Raw genomic sequence first — 12883 nt, 5'->3', positions numbered from 1 at the left:
TCGGCCGGGTGTCACGCGCCGGTCCTGGCGCTCTGGATCACCGCGAAGCGCGCGCCGTAGGGGTCGGTCAGCTTGGCGTAGCGGCCGACACCGTCCATCATGGTCGGCGCCAGGCGCACCTTGCCCCCGAGCTGCTCCGCCCTGGTGGCGGTCACATCGGCGTCGGCGACCTCGAAGTAGGGCTCCCAGTGCGGGCCGTCCGCCGCCTCCACCGGGTCGTCGTCGAGCGGGACGACTCCGCCGAACGAGGCGTTCTGGCCCTGCCCCGCCGGTGTGAGCAGGGTGTACGAGCCGGTGCCGTCGGGCAGCGGAATGGTGGCCGCCCGGATGCCGAGCACGGCCCCGTAGAAGGCCGTCGCAGCGGCGGGGTCCTCGGTGTACAGCTCCGTCCAGCAGAGCGTGTGGCGGTCGTTCACCACGTCGAGGCCCTTGTTGGTCCCGGGCTGCCAGACGGCGAAGCCGACGCCCGCCGGGTCGGCGAAGACCGCCATCCGGCCGAATTCGAAGACGTCCATCGGCTCGAACAGCACCGTGCCGCCGCCCGCCAGCACGGCCTTCGCCGTGGCGTCGGCGTCCGGGGTCCGGAAGTAGACCGACCACGCGGACCGCGTCGCCCGGTCGGGCGGGATCGTCATGCCGCCGGCCGCGGTCCTGCCGTCCAGCTGGAACATGCCGTATCCGCCGGCCTGCGGCCCGGCCGACCGGAAGCGCCAGCCGAAGAGGCCGCCGTAGAAGTACTCGGCGCCCTCCAGGTCGGGTGTGCCGAGGTCGAGCCAGTTCGGGGAGCCGGTGACGTAGCGGGTGGTGAGCATGGGTGCCCCTTCGTGGTCCCGTGCGCGGGACCGGTTCACCGCCGCTCCCGCGCACGGGTGCGGTACGCCACGTGGGAGGGGCGTGGCGCACCACGGCCGTACGTGGGCCGGGATGCCCGGGCCCGTTCTGTCGCGCTCACGAGTCTGCTCCCGAAGCGGCTGCCTCGCACACGGAGATCTCCGGCAGAGCCCGCGCCGGTTCCGCCGCACGCGTCCTCAACGGCCTTGCGCGCCTCGGCGCTGTTCACTCGCTCGGGGGAGCGCGGGGGGCGGTCCGCTGCCGAAGGGGTGCCGTGCGGACCCCGCGGGCGCGGCCCGGGCCCGCGTCATGGATCAATGGTCGTGTCCGGGGGCGGCGCCGGCCGGCGGATGGTGGGGCTCGTGTCCGGGGACGGTGCCGTCGGGTTTGGCCACCAGGAAGAGTCCGGCCATGCCCATGTCCGAGTGGCTCTGCACATGGCAGTGGTACATCCAGGCGCCCGCGCCCACGTGCTCGCCGGCGATGATCTGGAAGCCGAAGGAGTCGGCCGGACCGGTGATCTTGTTGTCGACGATCCGGCTCGGGTCGTCCGGTCCCGTGAGCAGGCCCGTGCGGTTGTCCGCCCAGCGGTGACCGTGGATGTGGAACGTGTGGTAGTACTCGCCGTGTGTGATCATGATGATCTCGACCCGGTCCCCCACCGTGGCCCGGAACTCCGGACTCTGGTGACCCGGCCTGTTGTTGATCGTCATGTCGTTGAAGACGATGGTGAACTGCTTGTCGGGCAGGATGTCGCCCTGGCGCCGGACGACCACCGGGCCGTAGAGGCCCTTGCGGATTCCGCCGGTGCCGTGATCCGTGCCGACGACATGGTCGTGGTAGTGCCAGTAGCCCGCGCTTCCCGGCCGCCAGGTGCCGTCCTTGCGCCGGCCCGGGGTGTGGGTGCGCCAGGTGTACGTGCGGGTGGCGCCCGGCTCGACGTGGCTGCGGTTCATCCTCGTACCGTCGCTCGCCACGTCGTAGTCGACGCCGTGGACATGGAGGCTGACGGGGACGTCCATGGCGTTCTCGAACTCGATGTGCAGGGTGTCGCCTTCGGTGATCTCGATGAGGGGGCCGGGCACGGTCGCCTTCCCCTTCTCCAGGCCATAGCCCATCTGTCCGTCCGCCAGTTTCTCCGCGTACAGCTTCAGATGGCGCACCCGGCCGCCCGCCGGCGCCGTCCTCGGGGGCGTCTCGGCGGAGACCGCGTTCGGCGCGGCAGCAAGCGACAACGATGTCACGCCGGTCGCGGCGACTGCCCCTCCGGCCAGCAGCCTCCGGTTGAAGCTCCGTCTGTCCATGCCGAACTCCCTTGCCTGATGCGGAAGCTGACGGGGCGCGGAGCCCCCGGGAACGGGCACACCGTAGCCGGGGCAGATTCGTTTTTCCACAGCCAGGACAAAGTTCGCGGGATTCGTGCCAACCTATTGGCGTGCCACGGAAAGAGGTCTAGCTTCGTCGACGTTTGCTGTGACCACAGAGGGGTGGGTGAACACATGCACCGTGCACCACATCACCGGTCGAGATCCCGCCGAGCGATGGCGGCGGCGCTGGCATCGGGCGCACTGACGGCGACACTGCTCGGCGGGACGGCCGCCACCGCCGAACCCAATCCGGGAGAACGGCGGACAACGTTGTCGATCCAGTCGCCGCCGGGTGGCGCCGACGTACGGGTGCTGGTCTTCCACGCTTCGGCCACCGCCGAGTCACCGACCGTCGATGCCGGGATCGCGGCCATCGAGGCGATCGGGCAGACGGGCCCGACGGCCCAGCGCTTCCGCACCGAGGCCACCGACGACGCCGCCGTGTTCACCAACGCCACCAAACTCGGCCGCTACCACGCGATCGTGTTCCTGACCGGTGCCGGCGATGTGCTCGACCCCGAGCAGGAGGCGGGCCTGGAGGCGTACATGGAGGCCGGTGGCGGTTTCCTCGGCGTCCATGACGCGGCGCGCACAGAGCCGTACTCCGACTGGTTCGGCGGACTGGTCGGCGCGCGGCCGGCCGCCAGCAGTCCGGCCGCCGTCCAGCGTGCGACCGTCGAGGTCGGCGACCGGCAGCATCCGGCCACCCGGCAACTGCCGCTGAACTGGAAGCGTCCGGACAAGTGGCTGAACTGGACGGCCAACCCGTCCGGCTCGGTGCACACGGTGGCCCGGGTCAAGGAGAGCACGTACAAGCCGGGGGCGAGCGCCAACGGCTGGGACCACCCGGTCTCCTGGTGTCGTGACTACGACGGCGGCCGGTCCTTCTACACGGGCATGGGCGGCACGGTGGAGTCGTTCGCCGAGACCGACTTCCGCGACCATCTGCGCGGCGCGCTCCACTGGACGACACGGCTGTCCCGTGCCGACTGCAAGGCGACCATCGACGCCAACTACAAGGCCGAGCGGGTGACGCAGCCCAACCAGCCGGGGCAGAACGACCAGATCGGCGAGCCGCACGGGCTGGTCGCCGCCCCGGACGGGCGCATCCTGTACATCGGCCGGGGCGGCGCCGACTCGTCCAGGCCGGTGATCACCGACTGGAACGACCCGAACATCGGCAAGGGGCTCGGGGAGATCCACGTCTACGACCCGAGGACCGGGAAGGCGCAGCTCGCGGGCGCGCTGACGGTGTTCGGCAACAAGGGCGGCGGTGACGAGCTGGTCAAGAACGAGGAGGGCCTCCTCGGCATCGAGCTCGACCCCGGCTTCCAGACCAACGGCTGGGTGTACCTCCACTACACCCCCCACTCGAAGATCAACCGTGAGACGCACATGGCGGAGCGGTACGTGTCCCGCTTCACCCTCGACCTCACGACCAACAAGCTGGACCTGGCGAGCGAGAAGGTACTGCTCAAGTGGCCGGTGCAGATCCACAGCTGCTGCCACGCGGGGGGCGGCATGGCCTGGGACTCCCGGCAGAACCTGTACATCGCCACCGGTGACAACAACTCCAGCGGTTTCACCTCCGGCTACTCCGGCAACAACCCGGAGCCGAATTTCAAGGGTGTCTCGTTCTCCGACGCCCGCCGCACCTCCGGCAACACCAACAACCTCAACGGGAAGATCCTGCGGATCCACCCCGAGGACGACGGGACGTACACGCTTCCCGAGGGCAATCTCTTCACCGGCGAGGAGCCTGACGAAGGCGGGGGCAAGACCCGCGGGGAGATCTATGTGATGGGCGTGCGCAACCCGGCCCGCATCTTCGTCGACCGGACGACGGACATCCTCTACGCGGGATGGGTCGGCCCCGACGCGGGCGCGCCGTCCACCACCTGGGGGCCTGCCAAGTACGACACGTTCGCCGCGATCACCAAGGCGGGCAACCACGGCTGGCCGTACTGCATGGGCAACAACCAGCCGTACCGGGACCGCAACCTGCCCGATCCCGCCAAGCCCCTCGGCTGGTACGACTGTGCGAAGCCGAGGAACGAGTCGCCCAACAACGACGGTCTGGTGAACCTCCCGCCGGTCACACCCAACACCATCTGGTACTCCCCGCAGGGCGGTGGCGTGGACTATCCGCGTGACGCCAGCGGCGTGCCCAGCTACAAGACGGAGGAGCAGAAGCTGCTGCTGCCGTGGCTCAAGGGCGGTGGCCAGGCGACCATGAACGGTCCGGTGTACCGCTATGACGCGGCCTCCGCCAGTGGGGTCAAGTGGCCGGCGTACTGGGACGGCAAGTGGTTCGTCGGCGACTTCTACGACGGTGACCAGCCCCGGCACGCGGTGCTCACCGATCCGAGGACGGTCGGCAAGGGCGGCCTGCCCGTCCACGCCGAGTCGCTGAAGAGGATCATTCCGGTCGGGGCGAACGGCATCCGCAACCTGATGGACTGGAAGTTCGCACCGGACGGTTCGCTGTACGTCCTCGACTACGGCCGGGGCTTCTTCACCTCGGACTCCAAGTCCGCGCTGTGGCGCGTGACGTACAAGGGCGGCGAGGCGACGCCCGCCGCCGCCGATCTGGCGAGGAGGGCGGTCCGGTGAAGCGACGCACGGTCGGACACCACTCACTCAGGCTGTGGACGGCCCTGCTCGGGTCACTGCTCATGGTCCTCGGCCTCACCTCCACCGCGTACGGACGGGCCGACGACCGGGAAGGGGCCGCCGCCCAGACGCTGACCTGGACGGCGGGTGACCCCATCGACCGTTACCTGTCCTTCCCGACCACCGCGGTGGCGGGCACCACGACCATCGTCTTCGAGAACAGCGCGGCCACCGGAAACACGACCGGGATGCCGCACACCCTGACGTTCGACGTGTCGGACCCCGAGTACAACAACGACGTGCCGCTGAACATCCTGGCCAACCCCAGCGACGACCAGGGCGGCAGGCACAGCGTCGAGGTGACCCTCTCCCCCGGCCGGTACCGGTTCCACTGCACGATTCCCGGCCACGGCTCGATGCAGGGCATCCTCACGGTCTCCGATCCGGGCGGCGAGGACACCACCGCACCTGAGACGTCGGCGAAGGTCGAGGGTGAGCGGAACGCGGACGGCGCCTACATAGGGCACGCCAACGTGACCCTCGCGGCGACCGACGCGGGGTCGGGCGTGGACCGGATCGAGTACGCGGTCGGCGCCGACGGCTCATGGCTGGCCTACACCGGCCCGGTGATGGTCCACGAGGTGGGCACCCACACATTCCGCTACCGGGCCACCGACAAGGCGGGCAACACCTCCGCCGAGAAGACCGCCGAGTTCCAGGTGGTCGCCCCGCCGACGGACGACAGGACCCCGCCGGAGACCTCGGCGACGGTCGGCGGCGAGAAGAACGAGCAGGGCCAGTACCTGGGGATGGCGACGGTCACCGTCACCGCCTCCGACACCGGGTCGGGCGTCAACACCATCCAGTACGCCATCGGCAGCGGCGCCTGGCAGACCTACGGGGCGCCGGTGATGGTGCACGAGGCCGGCACCCACACCGTGCGCTACCGGGCCACGGACAGGGCGGGGAACGTGGCGGCCGAGAAGTCGGTCGGGTTCACCGTCGTCACGCCGCCGGCCCAGGACAGGACCCCGCCCGGGACGACGGCCGCGGTGACGGGGAGCAAGAACTCCGACGGCGCGTTCATCACCAGCGCCAAGGTGACGGTCACCGCGACCGACGCCGGGTCGGGGGTCGACAAGGTCGAGTACTCCCTGGACGGCGGCCCCTACCTCGCGTACACGGCGCCCGTCATCGTCGACCGGGTCGGGTGCCACACGGTGCTCCACCGGGCCACCGACAAGGCCGGCAACACCTCCGGGGCGAAGGAGGCGAGCTTCCACGTGGCCGAGGGCGGCGGGGTGCCGGCGCCCCACTGCCCCGAGTTCGACGAGCGGCTCACCGTCATCGTCGGCACGGTCGACACCGGCGTACCGAACCGGATGACCCGCAGCAGGTGCAACGTCAACGAGCTGATCGAGGACGAGAAGGACTGGTCGTCGCACGCGCTCTTCCTGAAGCGCGTGGACACGGTGCTCGACTCGCTGCTCGCCGACGGTGTCATCGACGCCCGTGAGCACCGGACGATCTACCGGGCGGCCAGGGAGTCCGGCATCGGCAGGCCGGGCCAGAACACCGGCTACCGGTCGCTGTTCGACGGCACGGCGGCGTCCTTCGCCCGCTGGCAGCATGTGGGCGGCGGCAGGTTCGGGCTCACCGCGGACGGCGCGATGACCAGCAGCACGTCCGTCCCGGGCATGGGCATGCTGTGGTTCCCGCAGCGCCAGTACGGGGACTTCTCGCTGAAGCTCCAGTGGCGTGACGACGCCCCGGGGACGGGCAACGCCAACGGCGGTGTGTTCGTACGCTTCCCGAACGTCCACGACCACCCGGAGGAGACACGGCCGGAGTGGGTCGCCATCAAGTTCGGGCACGAGGTGCAGATCCTGGACCGGCCGGAGGGCGACATGTACAAGACGGGCTCCGTCTACGGCTTCGACCGGGTCGGGCTGGGCGGCGCGGGAGTCACCCCCAAGGGCACCTGGAACGACTACGAGATCCGGGTGGAGGGCCAGCACTACTCCGTCTTCCGCAACGGTGTCCTGATCAACGAGTTCGAGAACAGCGGCGGCCAGGACTTTTATCCGGCCCGCGGGGACGACCCGGGCACGGACGGACGGCGCTACGCGACCGGCCACATCGGGCTCCAGGTGCACGGGACCACGGATGTGATCTCGTACCGCGACATCCGGATCAAGGAGCTGTAGGGACCGCTCTCCCCTGGGGCCGGCCAGGCCACCGGGCAGGCCGGCCGGCCTGGTCGGTCCGGTCGGTCCGGTCGGTCCGGTCGGCCCTGCGCGGGCCTGGCCGGCACTCTTCGGCGTCGGCCGCTCCTCGTCGGCGCCGGCCGGCGGTCCACAGGGCCGACGGCGCGGATGGCCGCTGCCTCCGCCGGAACGGAACTGCGGGCCCCGTCGGCCCGTCCGTCCAGATCGGCTGAGGTCTTTCGTTCGGACAGGGCCGGACGGGTGAGCGGGGTCCGATGCCTGGGGCATCACCGGGGCCCCCGGGGGCCGGGAGGACGGATCGCACGGCGGAGGAGGGAGGCGACGGGGGCGGCTCCCGGGCCCGGAGGACTACGAGAAACGTCGGCGACCGTCGACCGACGACAACGCGGCGAGGCGCGGTGCCGGGGCACCCGAACCCGGCACGATCCAGATCCAGACGAACCTAATCGGCCGGCTCGGTCCGCTTGGCGCGGCTCGGCTGTACCCGCTTGGGCTCACCCGGCATCTTCGGGTAGTCCGGCGGGTACGGCATGTCGGCCAGGCCGCGGTCGTGCTCGTCCTTGGCCGCAAGCTCCAGCAGGCTGTCGAGGGTGAAGGCGTGGTCGTCCATGTCCGCGTGGACGTCGCCGACGTCGGCGTACCGCACGGGCATGGTGGCCAGGTCGAAGTCGCGCGGCTGGATGTCGTCGAGCTCGTCCCAGCGAAGGGGCGCGGAGACCGGGGCATGCGGTCTGGGCCGGATGGAGTACGCGGAGGCGATGGTCCGGTCGCGGGCCGTCTGGTTGTAGTCGACGAAGATCCGCTCGCCCCGCTCCTCCTTCCACCAGGCGGTGGTGACCCGGCCCGGCATACGCCGTTCCAGTTCCCGGCCGATGGCGATGGCCGCCCGGCGGACCTGCGTGAACTCCCAGCGGGGTTCGATCGGCACGAAGACGTGCAGCCCGCGGCCGCCGGAGGTCTTGGGCCAGCCGCGCACGCCGTGCTCGTCGAGCAGGGCGCGCAGCTCGTGGGCGGCGCGCACCGCGTCGTCGAACCCGGTGCCGGGCTGCGGGTCCAGGTCGATGCGCAGTTCGTCGGGGTGGTCGGTGCGGTCGCCGCGTACCGGCCAGGGGTGGAAGGTGAGCGTGCCGAGGTTGGCGGCCCAGAGGACGGCGGCGATCTCGCCGGGGCGGATCTCGTCGGCGAACCGGCCGCTGGGAAAGGTGATGTGGGCGGTGGGGATCCAGTCGGGCAGGTTCTTGGGCGCGCGCTTCTGGAAGAAGGACTCGCCCTCCACCCCGTCGACGAAGCGCTCCAGGGTGGTCGGCCGGTCGCGCAGGGCGCGGGTGATCCCCGGTCCCACCGCGAGGAAGTAGCGCGCGACGTCCAGCTTCGTGAAGCCGCGCTCCGGAAAGTACACCTTGTCCGGGTTGGACAGCCGCACGGTCCGGCCGCCCGCCTCCAGCTCCACCGCGTTTCCCATAGGCGTCACGGTAGGCCGGTCACCCTTACCTCGCATATCGGGGCGCATCAACACCATCTCGGGCAGAATCGAGCCATGGATCTGCCGGTGATGCCGCCCGTGAAGCCGATGCTCGCCACCTCGGTGAAGAAGATTCCGCCGGGCATGCAGTACGAGGCCAAGTGGGACGGGTTCCGCGCGATCGTGCATCGGGACGGCCCGGAGCTGGTGATCGGCAGTCGTACGGGCAAGCCGTTGACCCGGTACTTTCCCGAGCTGGTCACGGCGCTCCTCGAACGGCTGCCCGAGCGCTGTGTCGTCGACGGCGAGATCGTGATCGCCCATGAGGGGCGGCTGGACTTCGACCGGCTCACCGAGCGGATCCACCCCGCCGCCTCCCGGGTGAACATGCTCGCCGAGCGCACCCCCGCGCGCTTCATCGCGTTCGACGTACTGGCGCTCGGTGACGAGTCGCTGATGGACACGCCGCTGACCGAGCGCAGGGCGCTGCTGGCCCGGGCCCTGGCCGGGGTGGACGCCCCGGTCCATCTGGCACCCGCCACCACCGATGTCGACGTGGCGCGGGAGTGGTTCGAGCACTACGAGGGGGCCGGGCTCGACGGGGTGGTCGCCAAGCCGCTGGACCTGCCCTACCGTCCGGACACCCGGCTCATGTACAAGATCAAGCACGAGCGGACCGCCGATGTCGTGGTGGCCGGCTACCGCTTCCACAAGAGCGGCCCGGTCGTCGGCTCGCTGCTGCTGGGCCTGTACGACGACCGGGGCGCCCTGCAGCACGTGGGCGTCTGTGCCGCCTTCACCGCCCGGCGGCGCGCGGAGCTCGTCGAGGAGCTGGAGCCGCTGCGCATGGATCCGCCCTCCGGGCACCCGTGGGCCGCCTGGACCGAGGAGACGGCCCACGAGAGCGCCCGGCTGCCGGGCGCCCCGAGCCGTTGGTCCGGCAAGAAGGACCTGTCGTGGGTGGCGCTCCGCCCCGAGCGGGTGTGCGAGGTGGGGTACGACCACATGGAGGGCGACCGGTTCCGGCACACGGCTCAGTTCCGCAGGTGGCGGCCGGACCGCGCGCCGGAGAGCTGCGGCTACGGACAGCTGGAGGAGCCGGTCTCCTACGACCTGGGCGCGGTGCTGTCAGCCTCCGGAGGGCGTGTCTGAACCGGACGTGGCCGATGCCGGCACGGTGGCCGAGGGGGACAGGGTGGCCGAGGGCGTCGGTGAGGGTGAAGGCGAGGGCGGCGAGGGGCAGGGACCGTCGCCGTCCGGCGCACCCGGGTCCGCCGGAGAGGTACCGGCCGGTGGTGTCCGCGTCGGTGACGGGGCCGGACAGGTGGGGCCGGGGTCCGTGGGGCCGGGAGCCGGATCCGTGGGGCCCGGACCGGGCGCGGTCTCCGAAGGATCGGGCGAGGGGGCCGTGGGGCTCGGTGACCCCGGTGTGCTGGTGGACGGCCGGGGCCGGGCGGGCGGACGCGGCAGCAGCGTCGGACGGCCCGAGGGCCGCGGTCCCACGACGACACCGCCTCCGGTCCCCGGCCGCGGAGCCCCACCGCCGCCACCGCCGCCCGTGCCACCGCCGACGGGACGGGCCGCCGGAGTGCCGCCGCCGGCGCCAGGACCGGCAGGCAGCACCCCGGTGCCGTCCGGGACCCCGTGCACGCCCCGCCGGTAGAAGTCCAGCCACGACAGCACCGTGCGCAGGTAGGCGTCCGAGCGGTTGTAGCTGAGGACCGCCTGGTCGAGGTGGGCCTTGACGGTGAGACTGCGCGGCCCCGCGCACAGGTAGTGCCCGGCGGCCAGCGCCGCGTCGTACATGTTGTGCGGGTCCCGCCGTCCGTCGCCGTTGCCGTCCGCGCCCCACCGTGCCCATGTGGAGGGAATGAACTGCATCGGTCCGACGGCCCGGTCGTAGGTCCGGTCGCCGTCATGGGCCCCGCCGTCGGTGTCCGTGATCCGGGCGAAGCCGTTGCCGTCGAGCACCGGCCCGAGGATCGGCGTGAGGGTGGTGCCGTCGGCGTTCACCCGGCCACCGCGGGCCTGCCCCGACTCGACCTTGCCGATCGCGGCGAGCAGCTGCCAGGACAGCCGGCAGCCCGGGTCGGTCCGGGCGATCGCCGCTTCGGCGCGCCGGTAGGCGGCCAGCACGGTCGAGGGAATGCCCGACTGCGCCGAGGCCCGCACCGCCGGGGGCACGCCACCGTCCGGACGGGGCGCGGCGGACGGTACCGGAGAGCTCAGCGGCGGAAGCTCGGTGTGGTACGAGTCGTCATGGGGCGGTGCGGCCGGTGTCCGCACGGCGGCGGGCCCGTCGGCAGCCGCCGGCTGCTCCTCCGGTAACAGGCCGGGGGCGCCCGACGCGGTGAGCGCCGCCATGGCGGCGACCGCCGCCGCCGTCCCGGACAGTCCCCGCCGTATCCGGCGGCGCGGCATCCACCCGCCCCGGCGCGTCCCGGTCGTCATGATCCCGCCCCCAGTGTGTCGATGACGGCGATCCGCCAGGTGCCGTCCGTGTGTACCGCCTCCACCGCGAACATCGCGGCGCCGTACGTCGTCCCGTCCTTCTTCGCCGCCGTCCGGGTGTTGCTCTGATCGGCGTAGAGCAGCACCCGTGCGCGGTCGCCGTCGATGAGCTCCACGCCGCTCTCGGTGACGGTGGTCGTCAGCACCAACTTCTGCTTCCCGGCCTGCTGGCGTACGGGCGCGAGCATCCGGCGGTGCTGCTCGACCGCCTTGCCGGTCAGGTGGTCCCGTACGGCGCGGTCGGCGGTGGCCGGCGAGGCGTAGTCGTACGAGAAGAGGTCGTTGACCGCCTTGGTGATCCGGCCCTTGACCTCGCTGGTGCGGGCGATGTCGGTGAGCGCGGTGTTGCGAGCGGCCGGGTCGTCGCGCAGGGCGGACGCCTGGCTGCCGGCCCAGGCTCCGAAACCGCCCAGCAGGACGGTGAGCGCGGCCAGGGCGACGGGGAGCGCGCGGCCGGGGCCCGGCCTCGCGGCGGATCGGACCGGTCGTGCCGAGGTCCCCCGACCGCCGGTCCCGGGGCCGGTCGTGGACGGCGACGGGGACTTGCGGCCCCGGGGACCTGTTTCGGCCGTGGGCGGTGGCGCGGCTCTGCGGCTCCGGGCCCCGGGCTCGGCGGGCGGTGGCGCGGTGCGGGCGGCCTCGGCGGAGGCCAGGCGGCGCTGCCGGTTGATGAGATGACGGGTCGTCGACATGTCGGCTCCTCTCAGTCGGCCGCGGTGTTGCCCACCGGCGCCTGGCCGAGGGCGCTGAGCTTCCAGCCCTCGGGCGTACGGGTGAGTTCCCCGAGCATCCGGCTCTCCTTCGCCGTCGGCCTGCCCTTCGCCGGGGTCACCGTGACCCGCAGGGCGACCATCACACGGGCCCGTCCGGCGCGGGTGTCCAGTTCGGTCACCGCTCCCGACAGCACCTTCGCGCTGCTCACCGTCTTCGCCTGCTGGATCTGCTGCTCGAACTGCGCCCGGCCCTCGGTGAGCTGTGCGCGCAGATCGCCGGTGGCGGAGTCCTGCCAGGTGTCGAGCCCCCGGCGCACATCGCGGTGGTCGAGCGTGTTCATGTTCTGCACGGCCTGCTCCCCGGCGGCGAGCACCTCGTCCCTGGTCACGGCATACGCGGCGGAGTCGTCGTGCGCCGCGGCGTACCAGGCCCAGCCGCCCCAGCCGGCGCCGCCCGCCGCGAGCAGGGCCAGCCCGGCGGCCGCCGTGAGCAGCGGGTTCCGTGTCGTACGTGCCATCGGTGCCAACGCCCCCTGTCGGTGGTGCGGAATCTGCGGGATCTACCGGGAAGTGATGTCGACGATCCGCCAGTGCCCGTCGTGCGGTTCGGCGGTGACCGAGAGCTGCGCGGCAGCGGTGGTGGCGGGTTTTCCGGCGCGTTCGGCCACCTGGTCGAGGAAGACCAGCAGGTGTGCGTCGCGGTCGGTCAGCCGGGTCACTCCCGCGCGTACGACATGGGTGGTGAGCGTCAGTCGCTGCTCCGCCGCACGCTGCTCGACCTGGGAGAACAGCGTGGCGTACTGGCGTGCCGCCTTGCCGCCGAGGAGCCGGCGCGCCGCCTGGCGGGTGGTCTCGGTGTCCTGCGGACTGTAGGAGAAGACCTGGCTGAGCGCGCCGCTGACCTCGCCGACGACGCGGGAGGTGGCCCCGGTGTCGGACAGGGCGCGGTTCTGGGCGGCGGGTGAGCCGGCCAACTGCTGTCCCCGCCACAGGAGTCCGCCCCCGGCGAGCAGCAGGGCGGCCACCAGCAGGGCGGCGAGCCGGGAGGCGGCGCGCCGCCGGGGCGGCCGGGCGGGCGGCGGTTCGTTCTCGGGTGAGGAACGCGGGGCCGGGATGAGCCCCTTGGTGTCCTCGCTCGTACGCGCCATCGCTGTCCTT

10 protein-coding genes are annotated in these 12883 nt (G+C 71.9%); 3 read left to right on the top strand and 7 right to left on the bottom strand.

Annotation, left to right across the window (positions count from 1 at the left end; translation table 11 throughout):
* Nucleotides 1–11: 11 nt before the first annotated feature.
* Together PUR26_RS16535 and PUR26_RS16530 are read right to left on the bottom strand one after the other, a co-directional pair.
* The gene (locus PUR26_RS16535; RefSeq protein ID WP_329873135.1) at nucleotides 12–812 is read right to left on the bottom strand and encodes a VOC family protein; all 801 of its coding nucleotides are present in this window, start codon (nucleotides 810–812) and stop codon (nucleotides 12–14) included.
* 333 nt (nucleotides 813–1145) lie between these two features.
* Nucleotides 1146–2135, bottom strand: a complete 990-nt coding sequence (locus tag PUR26_RS16530) for a multicopper oxidase domain-containing protein (protein WP_329873134.1) — start codon at nucleotides 2133–2135, stop codon at nucleotides 1146–1148.
* 195 nt (nucleotides 2136–2330) lie between these two features.
* On the opposite strand from PUR26_RS16530, the gene PUR26_RS16525 reads away from it, so the two are divergent.
* Both PUR26_RS16525 and PUR26_RS16520 read left to right on the top strand, forming a co-directional pair.
* A complete protein-coding gene (locus tag PUR26_RS16525; protein WP_329873133.1) occupies nucleotides 2331–4811 on the top strand; it encodes a ThuA domain-containing protein in 2481 nt (826 codons plus the stop codon).
* Nucleotides 4812–4873: 62 nt separating this feature from the next.
* Complete coding sequence (locus PUR26_RS16520) at nucleotides 4874–7018, top strand: OmpL47-type beta-barrel domain-containing protein (RefSeq protein WP_329873229.1); 2145 nt, start codon at nucleotides 4874–4876, stop codon at nucleotides 7016–7018.
* 463 nt (nucleotides 7019–7481) lie between these two features.
* Here PUR26_RS16520 and ligD read toward each other — a convergent pair whose 3' ends face one another.
* On the bottom strand, nucleotides 7482–8501 hold the full coding sequence (gene ligD / locus PUR26_RS16515; protein WP_329873132.1) for a non-homologous end-joining DNA ligase: 1020 nt from the start codon (nucleotides 8499–8501) through the stop codon (nucleotides 7482–7484).
* A gap of 75 nt (nucleotides 8502–8576) precedes the next feature.
* Between ligD and PUR26_RS16510 the strand changes: the two genes are divergently transcribed.
* The gene (locus tag PUR26_RS16510) at nucleotides 8577–9653 is read left to right on the top strand and encodes an ATP-dependent DNA ligase (protein ID WP_329873131.1); all 1077 of its coding nucleotides are present in this window, start codon (nucleotides 8577–8579) and stop codon (nucleotides 9651–9653) included.
* On the opposite strand, the gene PUR26_RS16505 is transcribed toward PUR26_RS16510, so the two are convergent.
* The 4 genes from PUR26_RS16505 to PUR26_RS16490 are packed head-to-tail and all read right to left on the bottom strand — an operon-like array spanning nucleotide 9630 to nucleotide 12873.
* Nucleotides 9630–10952: a lytic murein transglycosylase gene (locus PUR26_RS16505; protein WP_329873130.1), complete on the bottom strand. Its 1323-nt coding sequence runs from the start codon at nucleotides 10950–10952 to the stop codon at nucleotides 9630–9632. The genes PUR26_RS16510 and PUR26_RS16505 overlap by 24 nt on opposite strands.
* A complete protein-coding gene (locus tag PUR26_RS16500) occupies nucleotides 10949–11704 on the bottom strand; it encodes a hypothetical protein (protein WP_329873129.1) in 756 nt (251 codons plus the stop codon). Before PUR26_RS16500 ends, PUR26_RS16505 begins: the two co-directional genes overlap by 4 nt.
* Nucleotides 11705–11715: 11 nt before the next feature.
* Nucleotides 11716–12243 carry a nuclear transport factor 2 family protein gene (locus PUR26_RS16495; RefSeq protein WP_329873128.1) on the bottom strand — a complete coding sequence of 176 codons (528 nt, stop codon included), beginning with the start codon at nucleotides 12241–12243 and terminating at the stop codon, nucleotides 11716–11718.
* Between the two features lie 42 nt (nucleotides 12244–12285).
* Nucleotides 12286–12873 carry a hypothetical protein gene (locus PUR26_RS16490; RefSeq protein ID WP_329873127.1) on the bottom strand — a complete coding sequence of 196 codons (588 nt, stop codon included), beginning with the start codon at nucleotides 12871–12873 and terminating at the stop codon, nucleotides 12286–12288.
* Nucleotides 12874–12883 lie beyond the last annotated feature (10 nt).

This window comes from Streptomyces sp. SP18CS02 (assembly GCF_036322365.1).
Classification (GTDB): Bacteria; Actinomycetota; Actinomycetes; order Streptomycetales; family Streptomycetaceae; genus Streptomyces.
This window is presented reverse-complemented; position numbering and strand designations above follow the sequence as displayed.

Bases quoted from the DNA above. Each gene is read 5' to 3' on its own strand.
- PUR26_RS16535 (WP_329873135.1), bottom strand. From the start codon at position 812: ATGCTCACCACCCGCTACGTCACCGGCTCCCCGAACTGGCTCGACCTC.
- PUR26_RS16530 (WP_329873134.1), bottom strand. From the start codon at position 2,135: ATGGACAGACGGAGCTTCAACCGGAGGCTGCTGGCCGGAGGGGCAGTC.
- PUR26_RS16525 (WP_329873133.1), top strand. From the start codon at position 2,331: ATGCACCGTGCACCACATCACCGGTCGAGATCCCGCCGAGCGATGGCG.
- PUR26_RS16520 (WP_329873229.1), top strand. From the start codon at position 4,874: ATGGTCCTCGGCCTCACCTCCACCGCGTACGGACGGGCCGACGACCGG.
- ligD (WP_329873132.1), bottom strand. From the start codon at position 8,501: ATGGGAAACGCGGTGGAGCTGGAGGCGGGCGGCCGGACCGTGCGGCTG.
- PUR26_RS16510 (WP_329873131.1), top strand. From the start codon at position 8,577: ATGGATCTGCCGGTGATGCCGCCCGTGAAGCCGATGCTCGCCACCTCG.
- PUR26_RS16505 (WP_329873130.1), bottom strand. From the start codon at position 10,952: ATGACGACCGGGACGCGCCGGGGCGGGTGGATGCCGCGCCGCCGGATA.
- PUR26_RS16500 (WP_329873129.1), bottom strand. From the start codon at position 11,704: ATGTCGACGACCCGTCATCTCATCAACCGGCAGCGCCGCCTGGCCTCC.
- PUR26_RS16495 (WP_329873128.1), bottom strand. From the start codon at position 12,243: ATGGCACGTACGACACGGAACCCGCTGCTCACGGCGGCCGCCGGGCTG.
- PUR26_RS16490 (WP_329873127.1), bottom strand. From the start codon at position 12,873: ATGGCGCGTACGAGCGAGGACACCAAGGGGCTCATCCCGGCCCCGCGT.